Origin of the sequence: Thermodesulfatator atlanticus DSM 21156, assembly GCF_000421585.1 — a bacterium.
Taxonomy (GTDB): Bacteria; Desulfobacterota; Thermodesulfobacteria; order Thermodesulfobacteriales; family Thermodesulfatatoraceae; genus Thermodesulfatator; species Thermodesulfatator atlanticus.
In genome coordinates this window covers 1-20,490 of the sequence record NZ_ATXH01000002.1, presented here as the reverse complement: position 1 = coordinate 20,490, position 20,490 = coordinate 1, and the positions used below count along the sequence as shown (strand labels likewise).

The window sequence follows — 20,490 nt, the reverse complement described above, 5'->3', positions numbered from 1 at the left end:
TTAGAAGCTCACTCTCGAAAGCCAAGTGAGGAAGGAAATACGGTTGCGAGCTAGCGTTTTAGCACCAGCAGGCGGTATGAGCCAAACATCTTTCCCATCTCATCCTGCCAGGGGTTTTCCACCACCGCAATCAGGCGGCTGTCAGGAGACACGGCAAGGTGAAAAAAGCATGGTCCAAGGGTGGGGAAATAGCCGGCAAACCTTGTAAGGCCTCCTCCTGGCCGGGTCAGGTCAAAGACGAGCACGCCAAACTGCCGCACCCTTACGTCTTCACGCCTGAAAGCCGCCGCCGCCACGGCAAGGGTTTTCCCTTGCGGGTCAACGGCTACCCCCTGAAGCTTAAAAGGCGAGGGGAACTGCCAGAGGACTTTGGCACTTGCAGGCTCAACGGCAAAGAGCATCCGGGCTTTGGGGTGTGGGCCGGCAGGCTTGTCTCCGGCCATGGGAAGGCCGTAAGGAAGGGTGCTCTCCCCTGAGACCACGTAGAAAATGCCGTTTGCGCCAAAAGTCCCGTAGCTTAGACTTGCAGCAACCGGAAAGCCGCCAATTACAATGGGTGTAGCAAGGTTTAAGGTGTGAAGTAGCCTTTTGGCCTTAAGGTCAAAGATAAAGAGCCTGCCATCGCTTGCCCCCAGGGCCCCAAAGTGGCCGTCAGGGCTTACGGCAACAGACTCCCAGGCAGAAACCCGCTTAAAATAGGGTTTAAGCGGCGTAAGCTGGTAAATAAAAATTTCTTTGCCGCTACGTCCAGAAAGAGCAACAAAGCTTTGGGGAGGTGGCCCGGGTTTTTGCCTGTCCCCCTCATACTCAGAGGGCATAAGGGTAACGGTAGCCACCACCTGGCCTTTGTGGTCAGCATCAGCATAGATCATGGTCACCGGGGCCGGGCCGTCTTTAGGGTAGGCCCAGCGCACCTGGCCAGCAGGGCTTAGCCGCCAAAGGCGTGAAAGCCTGCGCCAGGTGCTCTTTTCCTCGTCATACCAGGAATGAAGCCCAAGCACCAGGAGATCACCATTACGAAGCACCTTTAGCCGGTAAATGCCAGGCAGTTGATAAACACCATAGATGTCGCCCGGGGCGGCCGGGGTGCCGCGCTCAAGGCTTTTAGCGGTGTTAAAACACCAAAGCCTTTTTCCTGTTTTGGTTTCAAGGGCGCAGACTTCGGCGTCCGGGCTCTGGGCCCCGTAGTAAAGCACGCGGCCGTCCTCTGAAAAGGCCACCCTTTTTACCATGCCTTCAGGGACTCGCTTTTCCCAGATGAGACGCCCGCTTTCTGCGGAAAAGAGCATGAGCCTTCCGGTAAAGGTGCCAAGGGCAAGCATTTTGCCGTTTTTTGAAAAGCGCAAACAGGCGTCTGCAGGATGCCCAGCACGGGCATAAAAAGATACGTCTTCAAGCTCTTTTTCCCACAAAAGCTCAAGCCCAAAGGCCTTAACTTTTTTCAAATCGTAGGCCAAAGCCCCCTTAGCAGCTAGCAAGAAGCTAAACGTATTTACGAAAAAAAGCATAAAAAGGCCTAAGCACCTCGGCATAAAACACCCCCTGAAGATAGGCCCAAAAAAGTATTTTCCCCAAAAAAATCGCCAAAAGTAATCCCATAAGCACCAGGGAAAGGGCCCTTTCCATCCACGGCCAGGGCGGCAAAAAGTAATTTTTAGCCGGGGCCAGGGGATCAAAGCCTCTGGTTAGAAGCGTATCCGCAAGGGTACGCGAGTCCCTTATCGCCCTAACGAGAAGCGGATACACCACGGCCATTTCCGTGCGCAGGGTGTAGATGAGACCACGTTGAAAAGGCCGATAACCCCTTAGCCTTAAAGCCTGGCGCACCAGATGCAAATCCTCAGCAAGACGGGGAAGCGCCCGCACCGAGGCCGCGGCCATAAGGCTTAAGCCTCTGGGCAAAGGAAGCGCCCCCACAGCCCGAAAAAGCATTTCAGTAGAGGTTGAATTTATGAGATAGGCCCCGACCGAAAGGGTCGCCACAAAACGCAGGCTTTGAATGAGCCCGTAACGAAAGCCCTCCTTGATAAAGCAAAGCCCGGGGAAGGTCTCACTTGGAGGCACAAGACAAAAGACGATGGTGCGCGGGAAGTCCTGATAAAAGAGCCCCTGACTTACCATGATGCCCCAGACAGTAGTAGAAACCAGAAGAAAAAAGCCTTTTAACCAGCTTCTTGAGGGCCAGGCAGCCAAAAACAAAAATACCGACCCCAGGGCCAGAGCCATAAGAGAAAAAGCCTGGTCTAAGAGCACCGAGAGCCCGGAAATAACAAAGACCAGGATGAATTTCGTATAAGGATGAAGACTTTTCACCGCGTTTCCTCCTCAATCTTTCCTTTTTCAAAGCGCAAAATGCGGGTGGCAAGGGCGTATGCCAGGTCTTCGTCGTGGGTGGAAAAGACGACAAGCTCTGCCCCTATGGCCTTAAATAAGCGCAGGGCGTTTTGGGGATCCTGGGCGGTGGTGGGTTCATCAAGCAAAAGCACCTGAGGACGCCCGGTAAGTAGCGCGCCAAGGGCTACCCGCAGGCGTTCCCCACGGGAAAGGGAAAAGGGCGCGCGTTTAAGCTTATCAAAAAGATGAAGCATCTTTGCTACCTGAGACACCCGAGGCTCTATTTCCTTTCTGGTAAAGCCGAGGTTTTCCAGGGAAAAAGAGAGTTCTTCGGCTACTTTGGTGCGGATGAGCATGAGGTCTGGGTCCTGGAGCAAAAGACCAAGGGCAAGCCTTTTTCGGTCTTGGGGTAGGAGGTAGCGTATCTCGCCCTTAACAGGCTTTTTTAATCCGGCCAGAAGATGCAAGAAGGTAGTCTTTCCCGAACCATTTGGCCCAAGGAGGGCCACCTTTTCGTCTTGGTAAAAAGAAAAGTTTAGCCCGCTAAAAAGAGGCGGTCTTTTAGGGTAGGAAAAGTACAGGTTTTTGATCTCAACGGCCTTTTGCCCTTTAGGCGGGGAGGGCAGGGGTTTAACCTCCTTTTTAGGAGGCGTAAAATCTTTTGGTTTGCCAAGGAACTTGGGCCTACCCTCTTCGAGATAAAGTAGCCGATCAACCCTTGGCAGGACATATTCCAGGCGGTGTTCGGCAATGACGATGGTCATGCCCTGTGAGGCAAGTCTTTTCAAAATACCCATAACAGTTTGTGCGGCCATAGGGTCAAGCTGGGAAAGGGGCTCATCAAGCAAAAGTAGCTTTGGCGAAACCGCAAGGGCCTGGGCGATGGCCACCCGCTGGCGCTCCCCGCCTGAAAGGGAAGAAATTTCCCGGGCTTCGTATCCCGAAAGCCCGACTTCAGCAAGGGCCTTCTTTACCCGTTTAGTGACCACTTCTTTAGAAAGCCCGAGATTTTCAAGGCCAAAGGCCACTTCGGCAAAGACCGTGTCTGCCAGAAGCTGCTCTGCTGGGCTCTGAAACACCACGGTCACCTCTGGAAAGAGCTTAACAGGCGAGATAGGCCAGGTTTTTCCAAGGACTTTTACCAGGCCTTTAAATTCGCCTCCGGCCTCATGGGGAATAAGCCCGCAGAGCACGGAAATAAGGGTGCTTTTGCCTGAGCCGGTTTCTCCTGCAAGTAAAAAGATTTCGCCCTGTCTTACCGCAAAACTTATGTCTTTTAAGTTTGAGCCCGGGCTTTTGGGGTAGCGGTAGGAAAGGGCCTTCACTTCAATTACGGTCATCTTTCAAGCTCCTTTAGATAGCCGCCAATCTTAAGCCCAAGGGCTGCCCCAAAGAGCGTATACAAAAACCCCTTAATCCCGATAGAAAGCACCAGATACCAGTCCGGGAAAAAGAGCCGGTAAAAGGTCATGTGAAGTACCAGGGAAGAAAAGGTCTGCACGGCATCTGCCACAGAAAGGGCGATGACTGTGCGCAAGCCCTGGGGCTTTTTGTAGCAGAGAAAGAGGAACAGGGCGGCCTCAAGCACCAGGACCTTGGCCCCCAGGAAAAAGGGGTCTGTAGCCCGCATTCCACCATAAAGCACTACCCCCATGAGATAATGGATAAGGGCGGTTAGGGTGGCAAAGCCGGGTTTAGGCACCAGGACGAAAATAGCCGTAAACACCGCGTAGTGGATGATTTCGGTAATAAGCCCGCCCACCAGCACATTGAAAGGCCCAAGAAGGGCGTAGAGGATGTTTGAGATGGTGCCCCCCAGGAAATCAAGGCCAAAGGCCACCGCGCCGGCAAGGGCCATGAGCGAAAGTTCTCTCATGGAAAAGCCTTTTAGCAGGCGGCGGTGCCCCAAGATAACGTAAAGGCTAAAGAGTAGCCCGCAGGCCATAATCACAAGAAGGCTTGCGGCAAGCCAGGGTTTACCCTGGGTAACGCCAACAAGGCGTTCTTCTACAAGGACGGGATCTTTTTCGCCCAGGGGATAGACCTTTATGCGAAAGAGGTATTCCCCGGGTTTGGCCTCGCCATATATGGGAAGCACCACCTTGGCCGTGCCGTAAGGGGCAAGATAGGCAAAGGCCACAGGCTCTTTTACGTGCCCGTCCCCATAGGCCGGGGGGTAAAAACCCAGGGCGCTTTTCCCGGTCCTAGGATCAAGAAACTCGGCCTTAAGCAAAAGGTTCACCGGGATGGGGCTTTTGTTTTTGAGCACCAATGTCTGGTAGGCATAGGGAAGATAGCGGGAGTAGCCCTTTTCTTTTATCCCCAGGCGATAAGCCAGGTCCTGAAAAAGAAGGTTTGGCAAGACAATGAGCCCCTCGCGCCGGTAACGCAGACTTAGCCCGGACTCGTCTGTGGGAAGGTGCCAGGCGACTATCTCAATCTTTCCCTTAAGAGACACGTATTTGCGCGTAAAAGAAAAGAAGACCCTGGCTTTTTTGGTTTCTAGCAAAAGGGTTATGGGTTTTTCCCCTTCAAAACAAAGCCTCTTGCGAAAAAGCCTTCTTTCGCCCTCGCCAAGTCTGTCTTCCTCGTCAGCTATTTTTAAAGAAAGGCCAGGGTGGTAGGCCGTAACAAGGAGGCCGATTTCAGCACAAGGGTCTTTGCTTGAGACCAAAAACTTTTCCCGAAGCGTTTTATCTGGAAAGAGCAAAAAACGCCTCTCTGGTGCCCCAAGTGGCGCCATCACCGAAACCGTGGCAAAGGGTTTTGTAGCCGGGGCCTTAAGAGAAAGCCTATTCCCTCTGGCCTCCAGGACGTAAGTCTTTCCTGGCTTCCAGGGAAAGACCAAAAGTGCGTCAGGCCCGGCAAGAGGCGGGTAAGAAAGAATAAGCCTTCCCGCTTCGTTATAAAGGGCAAGGGTAGTCCTTGGCGGAAGGCCTGAGACCTCAAGCCCAAGCGGGGTAAAACGCGCCCTAAAGGATACAGGATCCCTTGCGCAGGCACAAATCAAAAACAAAAAGAAAAAGCCTGCCAGGGTCTTCTTTAGCAAGAAAAGGGGCTTGGCAGAAGTGTCAATACTTTCGGCGTAAGCGTTAGACCTCACAGGGAAACCACCCCGGTGGTCTTGCCGAGTTCGTTTTCCCACTTGGCGCAAAATCCCCTGGCCAGGGCCGCTATCAGGAGCTTTCTGGGGTCGTCCTGATAGGGGATGAGTTCTTTAAACAGGAGGTAAAAATCTTTGCGGCGCTGGGCCAGGGCGCAGGCGACAAGGGCGGCCTGGTCAAGGAGGACTTCGGCCTGCATGTCCTTGGGGATTAGCCTTAAGCGCACCTGATCCCAGAGGTGCACGTAGGAAAGCACGTGGGCGACAAGCCCGGTATCACTTAAAAGGGCGTATTTGTTGCGCAAAAACCAGTCGTATATCTCAGGGCTTAAGTGCGCGGATAGGGCTGAAAGCAGGGCCTCCTCGCCAAGGCCAAAGCGTTCCAGAAGCCTTGGCACGTAGCGGATGGTCTCCTTGGTGCGTTTGTTTTGGAGAGAAAGGGCCTGAAAAAGGGCCGCGCGCACGGCTTTTGCCAGGAGCTCCCCTAGCTTTACGTGTTTGCCGGCGCCACGCAGGGGCTTGCGATCGGTCCTAAGGGAGGCGATGGCGATCTGATCGGTGCCTGTCCCTGTGGCCAGGCCTTCTGAGTAGCGCGAGGGCACGTGGAGCTCTTCAAGCACCGAGGTCTTGGCCTCAGTGGCCATCTTCACCGCCCTAACCAGGGCACAGGGGGCAAGCTCCTGGTTCATAAAGACCATGATGTTTATGGTGCCCTGGTTTTCAGAGGCCGTTTGGGCTTTCTCCGAAAGTTTGTGGAATCTTCCTTCCCATTCACAGACCTGGGAAGGGTCTCCGGCGCGGCCGGCATTGGTCTCAACCCCGGCGGTTACCAGGCAAAAGACAAGCAATTCTTCCCCGTCAGGCAATGGGAAGCTTTCCCTGGCTAGGCCGGCCATGGTCATGTTGGCCGCGGTGCCAAGGAGCACGGTCTTTTCCGGCAAAAGCCCGTGGTATTCGCAGATGAAGCGATGGTAGGCCAGGGGGTCGCGGATGGCCAGACACTTTTTATGAGCCTCTGGGTGGCAAGGCTTTGGTTCACAGGCCTGGTGGTTGGCCACAAAGGAGATGTCCGAACGTATGCCGCCGTTTACCCGACAGGTTGAAATTACCTGGTGCGGGCTTTTAAGCGCGGCGTAAATGACTTTTTCTCCTCGATATATCTCAAGCCCGGGATAGGGTGTAGCGATTTTCACGTAGGCCATGTGGTATCTCCAGAATTTTTTGAAAGCTTAATAAAAGGTAAAAAAATAAAAAAAGCCCCCATGGGCCTTTTCTGCCCAGGGGAGCTCTAATTGGCGTTACCAACGGTAAGAAAGCCCTACGTAAATGCTGCGGCCTGGGGTCTTGTAATCGTAAACTTCCTGATAGTCTTTATCAAAGAGGTTATCTATCCGGGCAGAAAGGCTAAGCGACTTATTTACGTTATAGATGCCTGAGAGATAGGCCACAAAGTATTTGCCCATTTCGTGAGAACCGTCTTTGTAGCGTCCTACGTAAAGACCACGGAAGGTAAGCGAGCCTTTCTCTTCGGGCAGATAGAAAGTCGCAGCCAGGCTGGCCTTGTTCCTGGGGCGCCTGTCTAAGTCTTCGTCGTTTGCTTTTTTGGCAGAAAGGCACTGGTAGGCGGCTGAAAGCTTAAGCCACTCAAACAAACGCACTTCAGCCGTGGCTTCTACCCCGTAAGTTTTGGTATAGCCTGTTAAATTTATATATTTCCCGTTCCACCATCCAGGTTGAGGATAAGGGGGATAAAGATCGATCATGTCTTCAAATTTGTTATAAAAGTAAGTAAGGTCCAGGGAAGCCTTCTGGTCAGGAGCGTAAAAGGTAACCCCGGCATCATAACCCCAGGACTTTTCAGGCTTAAGGTCTTTGTTTCCGTAAGAGGGGTCGTAAAGTTGAAAAAGGCCTGGGGTGCGAAAGCCCGTGCCGTAACTTGCGTGAAGCTTGATACTTTCCACAGGGAAAGCTGCTGCCGCCACGCGGTAGGTAACTTTGTCTCCTGCGGTTTCGTGTTTGGTGTAGCGCACACCAAGGGTTAGCACAGCCTTTTTTAAATCTAAAATGGCCTCGGCAAAAGGTGCCCATTCGTATGCTGTTTCGTCAAAAGGCGCTCCCCACGGCGAGTCGATTTCGGCCTTTTCTTTTTGGTAGTCAAAACCTGCGATGAATTTTGCTGGTTCTTTCGGCAAAAATTCGCTCTGCCAGGAAAAGCGGGTAAGCCTTCCCTTATAAAGGCCACCTGCCCCCTGGTCATATTCGCGGCGGGTAGAGCTAAGAGAAAAATCAAGGTGCTGTTTGATTTGAGGGGTTACCTGCCAGTCAAGATTAGTTTTGAAAAAGCCAAGGTTATTCTTTTCTTTTTGGTTCCCACCGTCTAAGTCGTGGGAAGCCTGCGAAAAAAGAAAAGAGGCCCCCCATGCGAGCCTTTCGTTAAAGGCATGGGTTAGCTTGGCAGCCACGTTTCCGTTGTGGTAAGCGTCGGTATCTGGCTCAGAGAGCATTTTGGTCATGCCTTTGCTGTCCTTTTTGCTGAGGCTAAGGGAAAGGCTTGTGTTTTCTCTGGCAAGGTTAAAGGAAGCCCTTTCAAAAAAGGTGCGATATGAGCCGTATTCTCCCGCGAGGAAGGCGCCGGTCTTTTGCGCCCTTTTGGTGATGATGTTTATGGCCCCGGCCATGGCGTTTGAACCGTAGAGCACACTTTGGGGCCCGCGCACGATCTCTATGCGGTCGATCTCGTCCACGGAAAGATGTGGGATAAAGGAAGAAAAATCACCTTTAGCCGTGCCACTTGGATCATAAACCGGAACACCATCGATGAGGATTACACTCTGGCCATTTTCCGCGCCACGCAAAAAGGTGGAAGCAAGGCCCCCAAAGCCGTTTTGCAGGATGTTTAGGCCCGGGGCCTCGCGCAGGGCGTCGGTTAACGTCTCAATGCCCTTTTCTTTCAGTTCTTTTGCGGTAATAACCGTGACACTTGAAGGCACCTTCTCAAGGGCTTCAGGGGTCCTCGTGGCGGTGACCACTACTTCGCCAAGGGGAGTTGCTTCTTCGGCAAGGACTTGCCCGGAAAATAAGACCGAAAACAAAACCCCAAGCAACAAACACCCAAAACCAAACACCCAGAACCAAGTACCTAAAACCCAGGACTTCTTCATAACACTCCCTCCTTCAAATTTTTTTGAAGAAGGGAGCTTCGGGAGGTGTTTCCGAAAAAGGCAGGGGAATAGGCCTTTTCGGAAACGGAGCAGTTAGCCCCGAAGCTCCGCTTCCTTGGCCTTTTCGGGCCGGTCTCCCGGCTTCCGGATCATCCTACTCGCCGCGCCTTCCCAGGGCCTTCGACCCTCTGGCCTCCAGCCCCAGTGGCCTGTCACCCGTCCTGGCGAGTGGTAAAAATGCTACTCGCTACTCGCCATAACGGGTTAGCGGCTTTCGTCCCCGGTTACGGTTGCGGGCCAGCGCCGGATTTTCACCGGACTTCCCGACACCCGAAAAGGAACAAAAATTTCTATTACCAAAATAGCCTACAGCTGTCTACCCTAGAATTTTATGAGCAAAGTTCAGCTTAAGAGATGAGAAAAATGGTAGCGGACTTACACAGTAGCACCTCTGAAAACCAATAACTCCTTTAAGAGAAGCTATAGGACTTCATAGAAATATCCGATTCATACAAAAATAAATACATACAAAAGAGATCTTTGCAAAATTGTTGGGACCAGTGTTGTCAGCACAAGCGCAAGGGATCCGTTCCCATTTTTTGGAACGAAAAATAGGAACGGATCCTTGAATGGGCATTAAGAAAAGATGTTTTGCAAAGGTCTCACAGAAATAAATACTATTCTAAATGGGAGAGGTGCCATGACCGCTAAAAATATTATGAAGTGTCTTAAAAAGTTCGGTTTTTCCAGTCCAAAAGAGTTGAACGAATTTCAATCCCTGGCAGATTTGCTGGATTTTAAAGAAATATGGATGAGCATTTATGAATATGTTCAGGAAGACGTAGAGGCTCAAAAAATACTCCACAAGATTTTGGACAACCCCGAGGCCTATAACGAATTTATAGATAGGTGGACCTCTTTTTTTAGGGATGCCTTGCGTAATCCCTTCAGCAAAGAGTTTTGGGCTCGTTTGCATCATGTAGCTTATCTACATTACCGTAACGGTGTCAGACTCTCTGTCTTCATGGCAGCCCTTTTAAAAATAAGAGATCTTTTTATGGATAAATTAGAAAAAACCGATTTTTTAGCGCTAAAAGCCAATTTGGCGCGTTTTTTTGAATGTTTAGGGGTCATGCTAGCCGAAGAATTTTATTATCTATCTATAAGAGACTTGCAAAAAAGCCTATGGCTTTCCGAACGTCAGGCCCGTTTTCTGGCCACCTTACGGGAGATAAACTTTTTCCTTTCCGCAGAGGATTTAACGGAACGGGATCTTGCCCAAAAATTCTGTCTAGCCATGGTAGAAAACCTTGGCCTCAGTCTAGCATGGATAGGACGTCTTAAAGGAGAAAAACTAATCTTTGTGGGGGGATTTCCTGAAGATCACCCCCGGTTAAAAGAAATTCCTCAATCTTTAAACGCTTTTAGAGGAAATCTTAAACCATATCTTGAGAAATTCTTAAGTAAAGAACCAATAGTCATTAACGAAGTGTCGAAAAATGAAAATTTAGGCTCCCTAAGGGAATTTCTACAAAAACACGGTCTTAACTCTATCGCGGTAGTGCCAATTCATGACGAAAAAGACCTATACGGAGCTCTTTTTCTGTATCACAAGGAAAAAAATTACTTTTTACCTGACGAAATCCAGATTCTTCAAGAGATAAGTAGAGATCTAAGCGTGACCTTTAAACGTCTTAAATATCAGAAAAACTTAGAATATAAACTTTACATAGATGAAATAACTTCACTTCCTAACGCGAGAGGTTTTCTTAGGTCTGTAGAAAAATTTTTCCGGTTCAATGGAAACAAAAATCATAAACTAGCTATAATAGTCACAGACATAGTACACTTTTCTGAAATCAATCAAATTTTGGGGCATATCAAAGGAGATGAAATTCTGAAAGAAATTGCGAGACGTCTAACAGAATTTTTGGGTCGAGAGGGAATAGTAGGTAGGGTGGGAGCTGACGAATTTGCTGTAACCATTAAGTTTTCTTTTCTTGACGAGTTGTCTAAATACCTTGAAAAACTGAGACAAACACTCTCACGACCTTTCGAAATTGAAAAGCAGAATATACGTCTAAACTTTGGGCTAGGAGTATCTATATGGCCGGAACACGGTCGTTCTCCCAGGGAGATTTTAGCAAAGGCTTCTTCAGCCGTAAGATTAGTATCGCGAACTCCGGATGGTGGGCTGATGTTTTACGAAGCAGAGAAGGCCAAAACTTCTCTAGCCAAACTGAATCTTTTATCTAGGATGGAAAAAGCTTTGAAAAATGACGAACTTGAACTCTTCTTTCAACCAAAAATAAACCTGGATTCCAGATCTATAAGCGGATTCGAGGGGCTTTTACGCTGGCGAGATAAGGAAAGGGGCATCGTGCCTCCTGGTGAATTTATACCTGTTCTGGAAGAGAGTCAGCTTATGATAGATGTGGGTTACAAAGTGGTGGAGCAAGCTGCGGATTTTGCACGAAAAATAGAGAAAGAGACTGGAAACCCTTTAAAAATATCCGTAAATCTCAGTGTGAGACAGCTCAAGTCCGGAAATTTTGCCTTAAATTTTTTGGAAATACTTAAACGCTACAGCATCCCTGTTGAAAGAATAGAGTTAGAAATTCTGGAGACCATGTTGTTGGAAGACGAGGCCATGGCGGAGATAAATCGTCTTCGAGAGGCAGGGGCGGCTCTAGTACTTGACGATTTCGGCACTGGCTATTCCTCTTTTCGCCATCTTTTTCAGCTGGGACGCATAGGCATAAAAATAGACCGTACCTTTCTTGAACATGTCCCAGACCAAAGGGACCATGTAGTCATGCTCATGGCTCTGGTTTCGATGGCCCGCGGGATGGATCTTAATGTAGTAGCAGAAGGATTAGAGACCAGGGAACAGCTGGCTTTCATTACTGGTCTTGGGGTAGACGAAGTGCAAGGATTCTATTTTGCACCCCCTATGCCTGCTGAAGAAGCTTTACAGTTTCTAACTTCTTTTAATCCAGAACTTTACTTCTGGTCCCGCAAACAAAATTGACCCCCAGATTTTTAGAACGGAAATTTATTGCAGTTGAATATGTAGTTGAATATAAGAAGGGAATATCGTCCAAGATAACCCCAAAAGTATTCGGTATTTTAGTTCCCCGCCACATGATTGCGAAAAAGGAGACCTTTGCAAAACATCGGGATCAGTGTTGTCAGCACAAGCGCAAGGGATCCGTTCCCATTTTTCGGAACGAAAAATAGGAACGGTTGCTCAAACGGGCCTTAAAGGTCTCAAAAAGATATTATGAGCTAGAAGCGCTTGCCTTTGTAGCCCCTTGGGGTGATGAGCCAGGGGCCAAAGCAAAAGCTCTCTGAGTTTCCGATAAAAATCGTGGTCTGCATGTCTATTTCGTGGTCAAGGAGTTTTTCAAGAGTGGTAAGCAAGATGGTCTCTCCCTCGCGGCTTATGGCCCGGGCCAGACCCACAGGGGTCTTTCCTGGCAAAATATTAAGAAGCAGCCGGTGGGCCTTTTTAAGAGGTTCTTTCCTGGTGCGACTCATGGGGTTATAAAGCACCAGGACGAAGTCGGCCTCAGCTGCGGCGCGCAGGCGCTTTGCAATGGTCTCCCAGGAGGTTAAGCGGTCAGAGAGGCTTATCACGGCAAAGTCGTGGGTAAGAGGCGCTCCAAGGCGGGCGGCCCCGGCGTTTAAGGCCGAAACCCCGGCAATTACTTGAACTTCAAAGTCTGGCGGTGCTCCGTCTTCGGCCAGAAGCTCAAACACAAGGCCGGCAAGCGCGTAAATACCCGGGTCTCCCCCGCAAACAAGGGCCACCTTTGCCCCCTTACGGGCAAGCTCTATGGCCTTTTGCGCCCGTTCAACTTCTTTGGTCATCCCAGAGGTAAAAGTCTCTTTACCGGAAAGAAGGGGAGCAATCAGTTCAAGATAACACTTGTAACCCACCACGTAGGCGGCTTCTCTTATGGCCTTACGGGCAAGAGGGGTCATCTCGGAAAGGCTTCCAGGCCCGGTGCCCACGATAGAAAGTTTTCCCCAAAAGGGTGTCTCTTTTGCCGCCACTGCCAGAGTAAGGCCAGCGACCTTGGTCTTGGGGATAAGGAGCCTTGCCTTTTCCCCTGCGGCAAACATGGCCGCGGGCTCAGCCACTGCTGGCGTGCCAAGAGAGGTATTTGCGGCAAAGCTATTAGCAAGGCCAAGGCGTGCACATTCCTTGGCCAGGCTCTCAGGGGTGATCCCCATAAGCTTTAGCCCGTATTTTTGGGCAAATTCGCTAAGCCCTTTTACCGCAGCCTTTTTGCTCACCGTGGCCACGGCGGCAAGAGACGCAAAAGAAAGCCCATTTTGTGTAAATACTTCGTTTACCGCGCCTTCTATCTCCTCGGCCCTGGCGTCTTCGTGTAAGCCAAGGCCGAGAAAGAGCACCTTTGGTCGGGCAAAAAGGGCCTTTTTTTCAGGAAAAAGACGATAGGAAACGATGAGATCTGCGGCATCGGGGTTTTTTACCTCCTCAAAGCCCCTGGGCAAATGCACCGGAAAATCGAGATAGACTTTTAGGGTCTTTTCCTGGATATAACGAGTCATGACCTTGGGGATCAAAGCCTCTGGCTCAAAGGTAAGCCTGTTTTCACGGGCCCACAGATCAAGGGCAGGGAGCCCGGAAACATCGCTTGCCGTGGTGATGACCGGCTTTGCCGCAAGGATGGCCGCTACTTCCCGGCAAAGTTCATTCGCCCCGCCAAGGTGACCGGAAAGAAGGCTTATCACAGAAGTGCCTTCCTCGTCGATAACCAGCACAGCAGGGTCGGTTTTTTTGCTCTTTATAAGCGGGACAATGGCACGCACCACGATACCACAGGCCATAATGAAAACCAGGGCGCCTGCCGTTTCCCAGTCCCTGGCAAGCTCGTTTGGGTTAAACTTTTTGACCTGGGCCTCGGGAAAATAGTTGGCAAGCTTTTCCGCCACCAGGCGGCCTCTTGGGGTCAGGTAAAAAAGCGCTAGCGGTTTATTTGGGTCCATAAAGCTTAGAGCGTGTTTTTTGGGGTTTTTCAGCTGCCAAAAGGGCCTTGCCCACGTAAATTAGGGCGGTTTGCCTGATCCCTGCTTTTTCAACCAGGGTCCCAAGCTCTGCCAAGCTCCCCTTAAGAAGGCGCTCTTCCGGGTAGCCCAGTTTTTCCGCCACCACCACCGGGGTCTCCGGGGGAAGCCTTTTAAGGAGGGCGGCTTCTATCTCGCGTGCCCGGGCCACACTCAAAAAGATGACAAGAGTGGTATCTTCTCGGGCGAAATAGGCCAGGTCTTCAAGGCTTGGCCCTGGGGTCTTGCCCCCAAGGCGGGTAAAGACCACGGTCTGGGACACCTCGGGCATGGTAAGCTCAAGGCCGAGGCGTGCGGCCCCAAGGGAGGCTGAGCTCACGCCGGGGATCACTTCGTAAGGGATGCCCCTTTCCCGAAGCCCGGCTGCCTCTTCGTTAAGGGCGCTGTAAAAGGCGGTGTCCCCGCTGTGGAGCCTGGCGACGTTTTTTCCCTTCGCCACGGCCTGCGACATGATGTCAAGCAGCTCTTCAAGGCTTAGGCCGTGTGAATTTATGACCTCGGCCTCAAGGCCCGAGAGCAGGCGTTCGTGAAGAAGGCTTCCGGCGTAAATGACAAGGGGTGCCTTTTTGATTATCCGGGCCGCTTTTACGGTAAGGAGCTCCGGGTCGCCCCCTGGGCCTGCACCTATGAAAAACACCTTGGCCATGGCGGCCATTTTAGCAGGGCTCAGCCACCACGACAAACACCGGATTAAGAGCCTTTAAAAATTGGCCGGCAGAAAGGGCCTTGCTGCGGCTTACCTGAAGCTCGATGACTTCTTTGAGCATGCCTCTGGACTTAAAAAAGTCAAGGGCCAGGGAAAAATTTTCAAGAAGGGTGAAGGTGGCCACAATACGGCCTCGGGTCCTCTGGCAGCAAAGTTCAAGTATTTCCAAAAGCTTGCCCCCTGAGCCGCCAATAAAAACCCGTTCAGGCGAGGGAAGATCAAAAAGCACTTGCGGGGCAAAGCCTTTAACAGGCTCAAGGTTAAGGAGCCCAAGGTGTTTTCTGTTTTGGCAAAGGAGTTCGAAACGGGCCTTTTCTTTTTCCACAGAAAAGACCCTGAGAAGCGGCTTAAGCGCTGCCACTTCACAGGATATCCCCCCGGCCCCTGCGCCCACATCCCAGAAAACTCCTTGCTCAGGGAGCCTTAGCTTGTGCACCACCACGGCCCGCACTTCTTCTTTGGTCAGAAGGCCTTCAGGGTGGGCAATTTCCCGGTCTGAAAGCCCAAAAAAGGCCTCTTTTGGGCGGGAATAGACCAAAAAGACCAGGTTTGGGTGGGCAAATTCCTTTGCGGCAAATTCTGCTGCTGTGCCTTGATAGAGCTTTTCTTCGGGAAAGCCCAGGCGTTCAGCCACAAAGACCGTTAAGTCTTCTTTAAGAACCCGGTCTTTTAAGTAGGCGGCAAGACGGGAAGGGGTGTTCACAGGGTCGGTAAAGACTCCTACTTTTCCGTAAACACGAAGCAGCCCCGGGATTTCTTCCAGCAAAAAGCTTCGTTTCTTGCGGGATGCGCCGTGGAGGCTCACAAAAAAGAAGTCATCCCAGGGGATTTTGAATCGAGAGGCGGCAAGCTGGACTGAACTAAGCGCCGGAAAAATCTCAATCACCTCTGGACCAAAGTGCTTGAGCAGCAGACGCCCAATGCCGAAAAAAAGCGGATCACCGCTTGCCAGAAAGGCCACGGGATAGCCTTCTTTCTGGGCTTCTTTGAGCAGAAAAAGGGCCTCTTCGAGCTTCTGGTAGGTTAAGACCTTTTTCATGTCAGGTAATTTAAAGCGAGACAAAAGGCCCTTTGCGCAGATGATTTTTTCTGCTTTCTCAAGGAGGGCTTGTGATTGGGCGCTAAGGCCTTCTCCTGAAACACCGATGAGGGAAATTTTAAAGCACAAAGAGCACCTCCCGCTGGTAGGATATAAGGACAACCCTGGTTTCTACCTCTGGGGCAAAGGCCTGGGCGAGCTTTTTAACCCTTTTTAATACCGCGGAAAAGACCTCTTTTTGCAAGTTTTCAGGCATTTTTTGGATAAATAACAGGAGCTCGCGGGCGGTATTTAGCGGGGGAAGCTCAGGGAGCTTTATGCCCCATCTGGCAAAGGCCCTTTGGGCCTCATCAGGGCGTACCATGCCGTGGCGCACGTGGGTGGTAAAGCCGTAGTCTTCTGGCACAGCAGGTGGGTTTTCCGCCACAAGCGCGCATTTTAAAAGCTTGGCCCACTGGCCGCAGAGGTCGATTTTTTTGAAGCCGTAACGGAAGGCGGCCTTTACGGAAAACTCCACGTAGTCTCCCATGGGCACGTAAGCCTCCTCGGGAAAGCCAAAGTGTTTCATGTGAGAGAGCTCTGAGGCGCGCCCAAAGGAAAGTACTACCTGTTCAAGACCAAGGGCCCTGGCCACACTCAGGCTTGTCTCAATGGTGGCCAGCCAGGCCTCAGCGGAAACAGGCTTAACAAGGCCCGTGGTGCCAAGGATGGAAATACCTCCCACGATACCAAGCCGGGGGTTAAGGGTCTTTTGGGCAAGCTTTTCGCCTTCTGGGACGATTATGGTGATCTCCGCGCCCTGGCCGTTTTCTAAGACCTCCCGGGCGGCCTGTTCGATCATTTGGCGCGGGGTAGGGTTTATGGCAGGCTCGCCAGGGGGCACGGGAAGCCCGGGTTTGGTCACCACGCCTACGCCCTTTCCCCCGCGGATCAGGATTTTTTGCTCCGTGAGAAGGCGCACCCTGGCCACTATTTCGGCGCCGTTTGTCACGTCTGGGTCGTCTCCAGCGTCTTTTATCACCGTGGCCTGCACCCCTTTGCTGTTTTTAAAGACCTCTGCCACCGGGATGGGGATTTTGGTCCCCGTGGGAAGCGTTAGCTCGACTTTTGTGGGCCTTTTGCCAGAAAGCAGGTAAAGCAGGGCGGCCTTGGTGGCCGCAGCGGCACAAGCCCCGGTGGTGTAGCCGGTCCTAAGCCTCTTTTTCATGGGCAAGACCAATAAGGGCGTTCAAAATAGCACACGCTGCCGGGGTGCCTCCCCGGGGGCCAAAGTTGGTAATGTAAGGCCCTTTATGCAGGCGTAAAAGTAGCTTGGCCTCAGCCGCCTTTACAAAACCTACCGGAAGCCCAACGATGAGGAGCTCGCGCGGGTTTTTACGCAAAAAACGCAAGGTGGCCAAAAGTGCGGTAGGGGCGTTTCCCACGGCCACGATGCCAATGTCCGGGTGCTTTGCCAGCATGGTCTCGATAGCGGTCTCGGTGCGGGTTTTTCCGGGAAGAGGGCTTTTTACCTCTGAGAGCCCGCAAAGCACTTTGCCCCCAAGGGCAGAAAGCCTTTTCTTGTTTACCCCGGCACTGAGCATCTCTACGTCCACCAGGATGTGTTTGCCTGCCTTAAGGGCCTCCATGCCAAAACTCAGGGCATTGCTTGAAAAACAAAGGGTGCGGCCAAAAGAAGGATCTCCTGTGGCGTGGATTACCCTTTTTAGCACCGGAAGAAGTAAAAGGTCTTTAGGGACAGAGGGCATAAGGTTTCCGATTATCTCAAAGCTTAAGCGTTCTATGTCTTCAGGCGCAAGGCCATCGGCAAGTAACGAAAGGCCAAGGGATAAGGCCTCCTCTTGCGTCTCAAGGAACGTTATCTCTTTTTCCGGGAATTGGGCGGCCAGGTCTTTTGTTTTTTGAGCAAGTTCAGGGTCATCAACCCAGAGATAGATGCTGCTAAAGGGGTTATTTTTAAGGGCTTTGGGGAGTTCTTTCGGGGTTATCACCTGGATAGGCCCCTTTAAAGGCAAGAAAAGGGACTTTATACTGGCGTTTGTTATCCAGAAAAGGGCCTGGGGCATGGGCACAAGTTTAAATGAAGCCTCTTAGAGGAGCAAGAATTTGCGTGAAGGCTCACTTTTTATCCTGCTCATGGTGCTTCTTTTGCTTTCGCTGGCACTTGGTCTGCGTTTTGGGGCAGTTGAGCTTGCCTGGCCCCTTAAAGGGGTGGCCAGGAAAATTTTCTGGGAGGTAAGGGTCCCGAGGGTGCTTCTGGCGGCCCTGGTGGGGGTGTCACTTTCGGTCTCCGGGCTCTTTTTCCAGTACGTCATGCAAAACCCCCTGGCTGATGCCTTTACCACCGGGGCGGCGGCTTCTTCTGCTCTTGGGGCCGTGCTTGCCCTTTTTGTGGGGGCAGCCGCCCTTATGCTCCCAGCAGCCCTTTTGGCCGCCCTCCTCGGGCTTTTGGTGGTGTTTCGGGTGGCCTCTATTCGGGGAAGGCTTCTTCCCGTATCCATGATCTTGGCCGGCATTGTGGTAAGCACCTTTTCCTCGGCTGCCATTAGCTTTCTTAAGTTTTTGAGTGAAGACGCCGTGGCTTCTATCGTGTTTTGGCTTATGGGTGGCTTTCAAAACGCCTCCTGGGAAAAGGTTGCCATCCTAGAGGGCGTGGTCCTGGTGAGCCTTTTGTTAATCTGGCCAAGAAGCCTTGCCCTTGACCTCATGGCCTTTGACGACGAGACCGCCCGCACAAGCGGCCTTAACATAGACCGCCTGCGCAAAGAGCTTTTGTTCCTAGGGGCGCTCCTTACCGCGGTAAGTGTGTCTTTTGCAGGCATTATCGGCTTTGTAGGCCTTATCGTACCCCATGTCTTAAGGCTCCTTGGTCTTTACCAGGCTAAAAAACTCCTTGTCTTTTCCTGTCTTCTGGGAGCGGTTTTCATGATAAATACCGACCTGCTTTCCCGGGTGGTGCTTGCTGGGGGTGAAGAACTACCCGTGGGCGTTTTCACCTCGCTCCTTGGGGGTGTTTTTTTTCTTTACCTGCTTCTTAAGCGCAAAAGGGAGCTTTATGTGCTTGATTAAGCTTGAGAGTTTTGAAACCTCAGCCGGAGACTTCAGGGTGAAGGTCCCTGAGCTTTGCCTTGGGGCCGGGAGCCTTACCGCCATTTTGGGGCCAAATGGAAGTGGCAAATCTACCTTTCTTACTGCCCTTGCCGGGCTAAGAAGCTACAAAGGTGCCTATTTTCTCTGCGGCCGTGATTTTAGTGAGCTTAACGAGAAAGAGCGCTACGGGCTCATTGCCTATCTTCCCCAGGAAAGCCGTCTTGGGCTTCCCTTTGAGGTTGGCTACGTGGTGCTTACCGGGCGTTTCCCAAGGCTTAAACAGGGTTCATACCGCCAGGAAGACCAGGCCCTGGTGGATTTCTGGCTAAGGGAATTTGAGCTTTTGCCCCTTAAAAAAAGGCTTTTTACCTCGCTTTCTGGCGGAGAAAAACAGCGCACGCTTCTTGCGCGCGCCATGGTAAGGGGCGCAAGGGTGCTCCTGCTTGATGAGCCTCTAAACGGGGTGGATCTAAAACACCAGCACGCCATCTTGCGTTCGATAAGGGCTTATCTCCAGAAAGAAAAGGCCCTTTGCCTTATGGTGCTCCACGACCTTGCCATGGCCCTTAAATACGCCGATTACCTGTTGCTCTTTAAGGAGGGGAGGCTTTCTTTTAAGGGGCCTGTGGCCGAGATTGACGAAAAAATTCTGTCTCAGGTGTTAGAGGTCAGGGTCAAATTTTTCAAAAAACAGGGTAATGTGCTGGTCTCTACGGAGGTTTGACATGAAAAAAGCCCTGTTTGCCTTGATTTTATTGGCTTTATTACCGACAGAGGCCTTTTGTGTGGAAAGGATTGTGATTCTTTATGCGGCGGCAAGCCCGATTGTTAAGGCTTTAGGAGTGCCTGAGGCGCACGTGGTAGGGGTTACGCGCACGGACCACGAATTCCCACAGGCCATACGAGTTGGCTCACACCTGCGGCCTAACCTTGAGCTCATAAAGGCCCTTAAGCCTGATTTCATTATTTGCGGCTCAAAGCGGGCTTTCCCTTACGAGGCCGCAAGAAGGTTTAAGGCCAGGGTGTTTCGCTATGATCCACGAAGCCTGGAAGAAATTCTGGCCTCTATTGAAAGACTTGGGCATCTCCTTGGCCGCGAAAAAGAGGCTAAGGCCCTGGCAGGCAAGTTAAGCGAAAAACTCCGCCAGGTAAGGCCCCTTCCTCGTCGGCCAGGGGTGGTTTATGAGGTCATGAGTGTGCCGCTGAAAGTAGCCGGTGAAAAGAGCATTGTTTCCGATATCATTTGGCATGCTGGTGGGCGAAACCTCGTCAAAGTCCCCAAAAAACACGTGCAGATCTCTCCAGAAAAGGTCCTAAGCCTTGCCCCTGATTTTTATATCTACCAGGTAGGCCCGATGAACCGCAGACCCACACCGCCCAAAGAAAGGCCTTATTTCAGGGCCTTAAAAAGCGTAGTGGTAAAAGTTGACGAAAAAGAATTTGCCCGTCCAGGGCTTAACGCCTTTGACGCGGTGTTAGAACTTAACAAGGTTTTTTACGAACATATGAAAAAATGAAGCTTCCTTTCCTCTTTCTGTCATCCTGAGCCGAAGCCCTGAGCGAAGCGAAGGGCCAGGCGAAGGATCCATTAATCGACCTGTGGATTCTTCGGTCGCTCGCGCTCCCTCAGAATGACAAAAGAAAATCGCTCCCTCAGAATGACAAAAAAGAAGTTCCCTCAGAATGACAAAAAAGAAGTTCCCTCAGAATGACAAAAAAGAAGTTCCCTCAGAATGACAAAAATGGGAGCTCCTTCAGCCCTTCGCCCATCACGAGGCAACTTGTACGCCCGCGCGATCCCAGCTACACCGTCATCACGAGGCGTGCTATCGCACGCCGAAGTGATCTCATGAGATTGCTTCGCTTCGCTCGCAATGACGGAAAAAAGGGCGCTCGCAATACCAGCTCCCTGATCAAGCAACCGTTCCCATTTTTCGGAACGAAAAATAGGAACGGATCC

The 20,490-nt window shown here is 51.3% G+C and carries 16 protein-coding genes and 1 riboswitch; of the genes, 4 read left to right on the top strand and 12 right to left on the bottom strand.

Annotated elements, in window-relative coordinates; translation table 11 throughout:
• Window positions 1-50: 50 nt before the first annotated feature.
• From H528_RS12080 to H528_RS0100965, 6 genes are all read right to left on the bottom strand, one after another.
• A complete protein-coding gene (locus H528_RS12080; protein WP_157608054.1) occupies window positions 51-1,532 on the bottom strand; it encodes a WD40 repeat domain-containing protein in 1,482 nt (493 codons plus the stop codon).
• Complete coding sequence (locus H528_RS0100990; RefSeq protein WP_022852489.1) at window positions 1,483-2,313, bottom strand: energy-coupling factor transporter transmembrane component T family protein; 831 nt, start codon at window positions 2,311-2,313, stop codon at window positions 1,483-1,485. The genes H528_RS12080 and H528_RS0100990 overlap by 50 nt, the downstream gene beginning before the upstream one ends.
• On the bottom strand, window positions 2,310-3,674 hold the full coding sequence (locus H528_RS0100985) for an ABC transporter ATP-binding protein (RefSeq protein ID WP_022852488.1): 1,365 nt from the start codon (window positions 3,672-3,674) through the stop codon (window positions 2,310-2,312). The genes H528_RS0100990 and H528_RS0100985 overlap by 4 nt, the downstream gene beginning before the upstream one ends.
• On the bottom strand, window positions 3,671-5,437 hold the full coding sequence (locus tag H528_RS0100980) for a hypothetical protein (RefSeq protein ID WP_022852487.1): 1,767 nt from the start codon (window positions 5,435-5,437) through the stop codon (window positions 3,671-3,673). Before H528_RS0100980 ends, H528_RS0100985 begins: the two co-directional genes overlap by 4 nt.
• Window positions 5,434-6,639, bottom strand: a complete 1,206-nt coding sequence (locus H528_RS12075) for an adenosylcobinamide amidohydrolase (RefSeq protein ID WP_022852486.1) — start codon at window positions 6,637-6,639, stop codon at window positions 5,434-5,436. Before H528_RS12075 ends, H528_RS0100980 begins: the two co-directional genes overlap by 4 nt.
• Window positions 6,640-6,735: 96 nt before the next feature.
• On the bottom strand, window positions 6,736-8,598 hold the full coding sequence (locus tag H528_RS0100965) for a TonB-dependent receptor plug domain-containing protein (protein WP_022852484.1): 1,863 nt from the start codon (window positions 8,596-8,598) through the stop codon (window positions 6,736-6,738).
• A 110-nt stretch (window positions 8,599-8,708) separates the two neighbouring features.
• A riboswitch (cobalamin riboswitch) is annotated at window positions 8,709-8,947 on the bottom strand.
• Between the two features lie 351 nt (window positions 8,948-9,298).
• On the opposite strand from H528_RS0100965, the gene H528_RS0100960 reads away from it, so the two are divergent.
• Window positions 9,299-11,629, top strand: coding sequence for a putative bifunctional diguanylate cyclase/phosphodiesterase (locus tag H528_RS0100960; RefSeq protein WP_022852483.1), 2,331 nt, complete (start codon window positions 9,299-9,301; stop codon window positions 11,627-11,629).
• A gap of 257 nt (window positions 11,630-11,886) precedes the next feature.
• Here the strand turns inward: H528_RS0100960 and cobJ are convergent, their stop codons facing one another.
• Genes cobJ through H528_RS0100935 form a run of 5 tightly spaced genes read right to left on the bottom strand, consistent with a single transcriptional unit; the run spans window position 11,887 to window position 17,506 of the window.
• A complete protein-coding gene (gene cobJ / locus H528_RS0100955) occupies window positions 11,887-13,617 on the bottom strand; it encodes a precorrin-3B C(17)-methyltransferase (protein ID WP_051132458.1) in 1,731 nt (576 codons plus the stop codon).
• The gene (locus tag H528_RS0100950; RefSeq protein WP_028845714.1) at window positions 13,604-14,341 is read right to left on the bottom strand and encodes a cobalt-precorrin-4/precorrin-4 C(11)-methyltransferase; all 738 of its coding nucleotides are present in this window, start codon (window positions 14,339-14,341) and stop codon (window positions 13,604-13,606) included. The genes cobJ and H528_RS0100950 overlap by 14 nt, the downstream gene beginning before the upstream one ends.
• 10 nt (window positions 14,342-14,351) lie before the next feature.
• Entirely contained in the window at window positions 14,352-15,569 is a 1,218-nt protein-coding gene (locus H528_RS12070; protein ID WP_022852480.1) for a bifunctional cobalt-precorrin-7 (C(5))-methyltransferase/cobalt-precorrin-6B (C(15))-methyltransferase, read from the bottom strand.
• The gene (cbiD, locus tag H528_RS0100940) at window positions 15,559-16,647 is read right to left on the bottom strand and encodes a cobalt-precorrin-5B (C(1))-methyltransferase CbiD (protein WP_022852479.1); all 1,089 of its coding nucleotides are present in this window, start codon (window positions 16,645-16,647) and stop codon (window positions 15,559-15,561) included. The genes H528_RS12070 and cbiD overlap by 11 nt, the downstream gene beginning before the upstream one ends.
• The gene (locus H528_RS0100935; protein ID WP_022852478.1) at window positions 16,631-17,506 is read right to left on the bottom strand and encodes a precorrin-8X methylmutase; all 876 of its coding nucleotides are present in this window, start codon (window positions 17,504-17,506) and stop codon (window positions 16,631-16,633) included. The genes cbiD and H528_RS0100935 overlap by 17 nt, the downstream gene beginning before the upstream one ends.
• A 40-nt stretch (window positions 17,507-17,546) precedes the next feature.
• Between H528_RS0100935 and H528_RS12065 the strand changes: the two genes are divergently transcribed.
• From H528_RS12065 to H528_RS0100920, 3 genes are read left to right on the top strand one after another with little or no spacing between them, the layout of a single operon-like run.
• On the top strand, window positions 17,547-18,509 hold the full coding sequence (locus H528_RS12065; RefSeq protein ID WP_022852477.1) for a FecCD family ABC transporter permease: 963 nt from the start codon (window positions 17,547-17,549) through the stop codon (window positions 18,507-18,509).
• Window positions 18,496-19,254, top strand: a complete 759-nt coding sequence (locus H528_RS12060; protein ID WP_022852476.1) for an ABC transporter ATP-binding protein — start codon at window positions 18,496-18,498, stop codon at window positions 19,252-19,254. Before H528_RS12065 ends, H528_RS12060 begins: the two co-directional genes overlap by 14 nt.
• Window position 19,255: 1 nt before the next feature.
• On the top strand, window positions 19,256-20,047 hold the full coding sequence (locus H528_RS0100920; protein WP_022852475.1) for an ABC transporter substrate-binding protein: 792 nt from the start codon (window positions 19,256-19,258) through the stop codon (window positions 20,045-20,047).
• Window positions 20,048-20,208: 161 nt separating this feature from the next.
• On the opposite strand, the gene H528_RS14585 is transcribed toward H528_RS0100920, so the two are convergent.
• Window positions 20,209-20,490: hypothetical protein (locus tag H528_RS14585; RefSeq protein ID WP_033396059.1), on the bottom strand; the 282-nt coding region annotated here is incomplete at its 5' end.

Coding starts and splice junctions, on each gene's coding strand:
- H528_RS0100950 (WP_028845714.1), bottom strand. CDS start 14,341: ATGGCCAAGGTGTTTTTCATAGGTGCAGGCCCAGGGGGCGACCCGGAG.
- H528_RS0100965 (WP_022852484.1), bottom strand. CDS start 8,598: ATGAAGAAGTCCTGGGTTTTAGGTACTTGGTTCTGGGTGTTTGGTTTT.
- cbiD (WP_022852479.1), bottom strand. CDS start 16,647: ATGAAAAAGAGGCTTAGGACCGGCTACACCACCGGGGCTTGTGCCGCT.
- H528_RS0100985 (WP_022852488.1), bottom strand. CDS start 3,674: ATGACCGTAATTGAAGTGAAGGCCCTTTCCTACCGCTACCCCAAAAGC.
- H528_RS0100935 (WP_022852478.1), bottom strand. CDS start 17,506: ATGCCCCAGGCCCTTTTCTGGATAACAAACGCCAGTATAAAGTCCCTT.
- cobJ (WP_051132458.1), bottom strand. CDS start 13,617: ATGGACCCAAATAAACCGCTAGCGCTTTTTTACCTGACCCCAAGAGGC.
- H528_RS12075 (WP_022852486.1), bottom strand. CDS start 6,639: ATGGCCTACGTGAAAATCGCTACACCCTATCCCGGGCTTGAGATATAT.
- H528_RS0100920 (WP_022852475.1), top strand. CDS start 19,256: ATGAAAAAAGCCCTGTTTGCCTTGATTTTATTGGCTTTATTACCGACA.
- H528_RS0100960 (WP_022852483.1), top strand. CDS start 9,299: ATGACCGCTAAAAATATTATGAAGTGTCTTAAAAAGTTCGGTTTTTCC.
- H528_RS12060 (WP_022852476.1), top strand. CDS start 18,496: ATGTGCTTGATTAAGCTTGAGAGTTTTGAAACCTCAGCCGGAGACTTC.
- H528_RS12080 (WP_157608054.1), bottom strand. CDS start 1,532: ATGCCGAGGTGCTTAGGCCTTTTTATGCTTTTTTTCGTAAATACGTTT.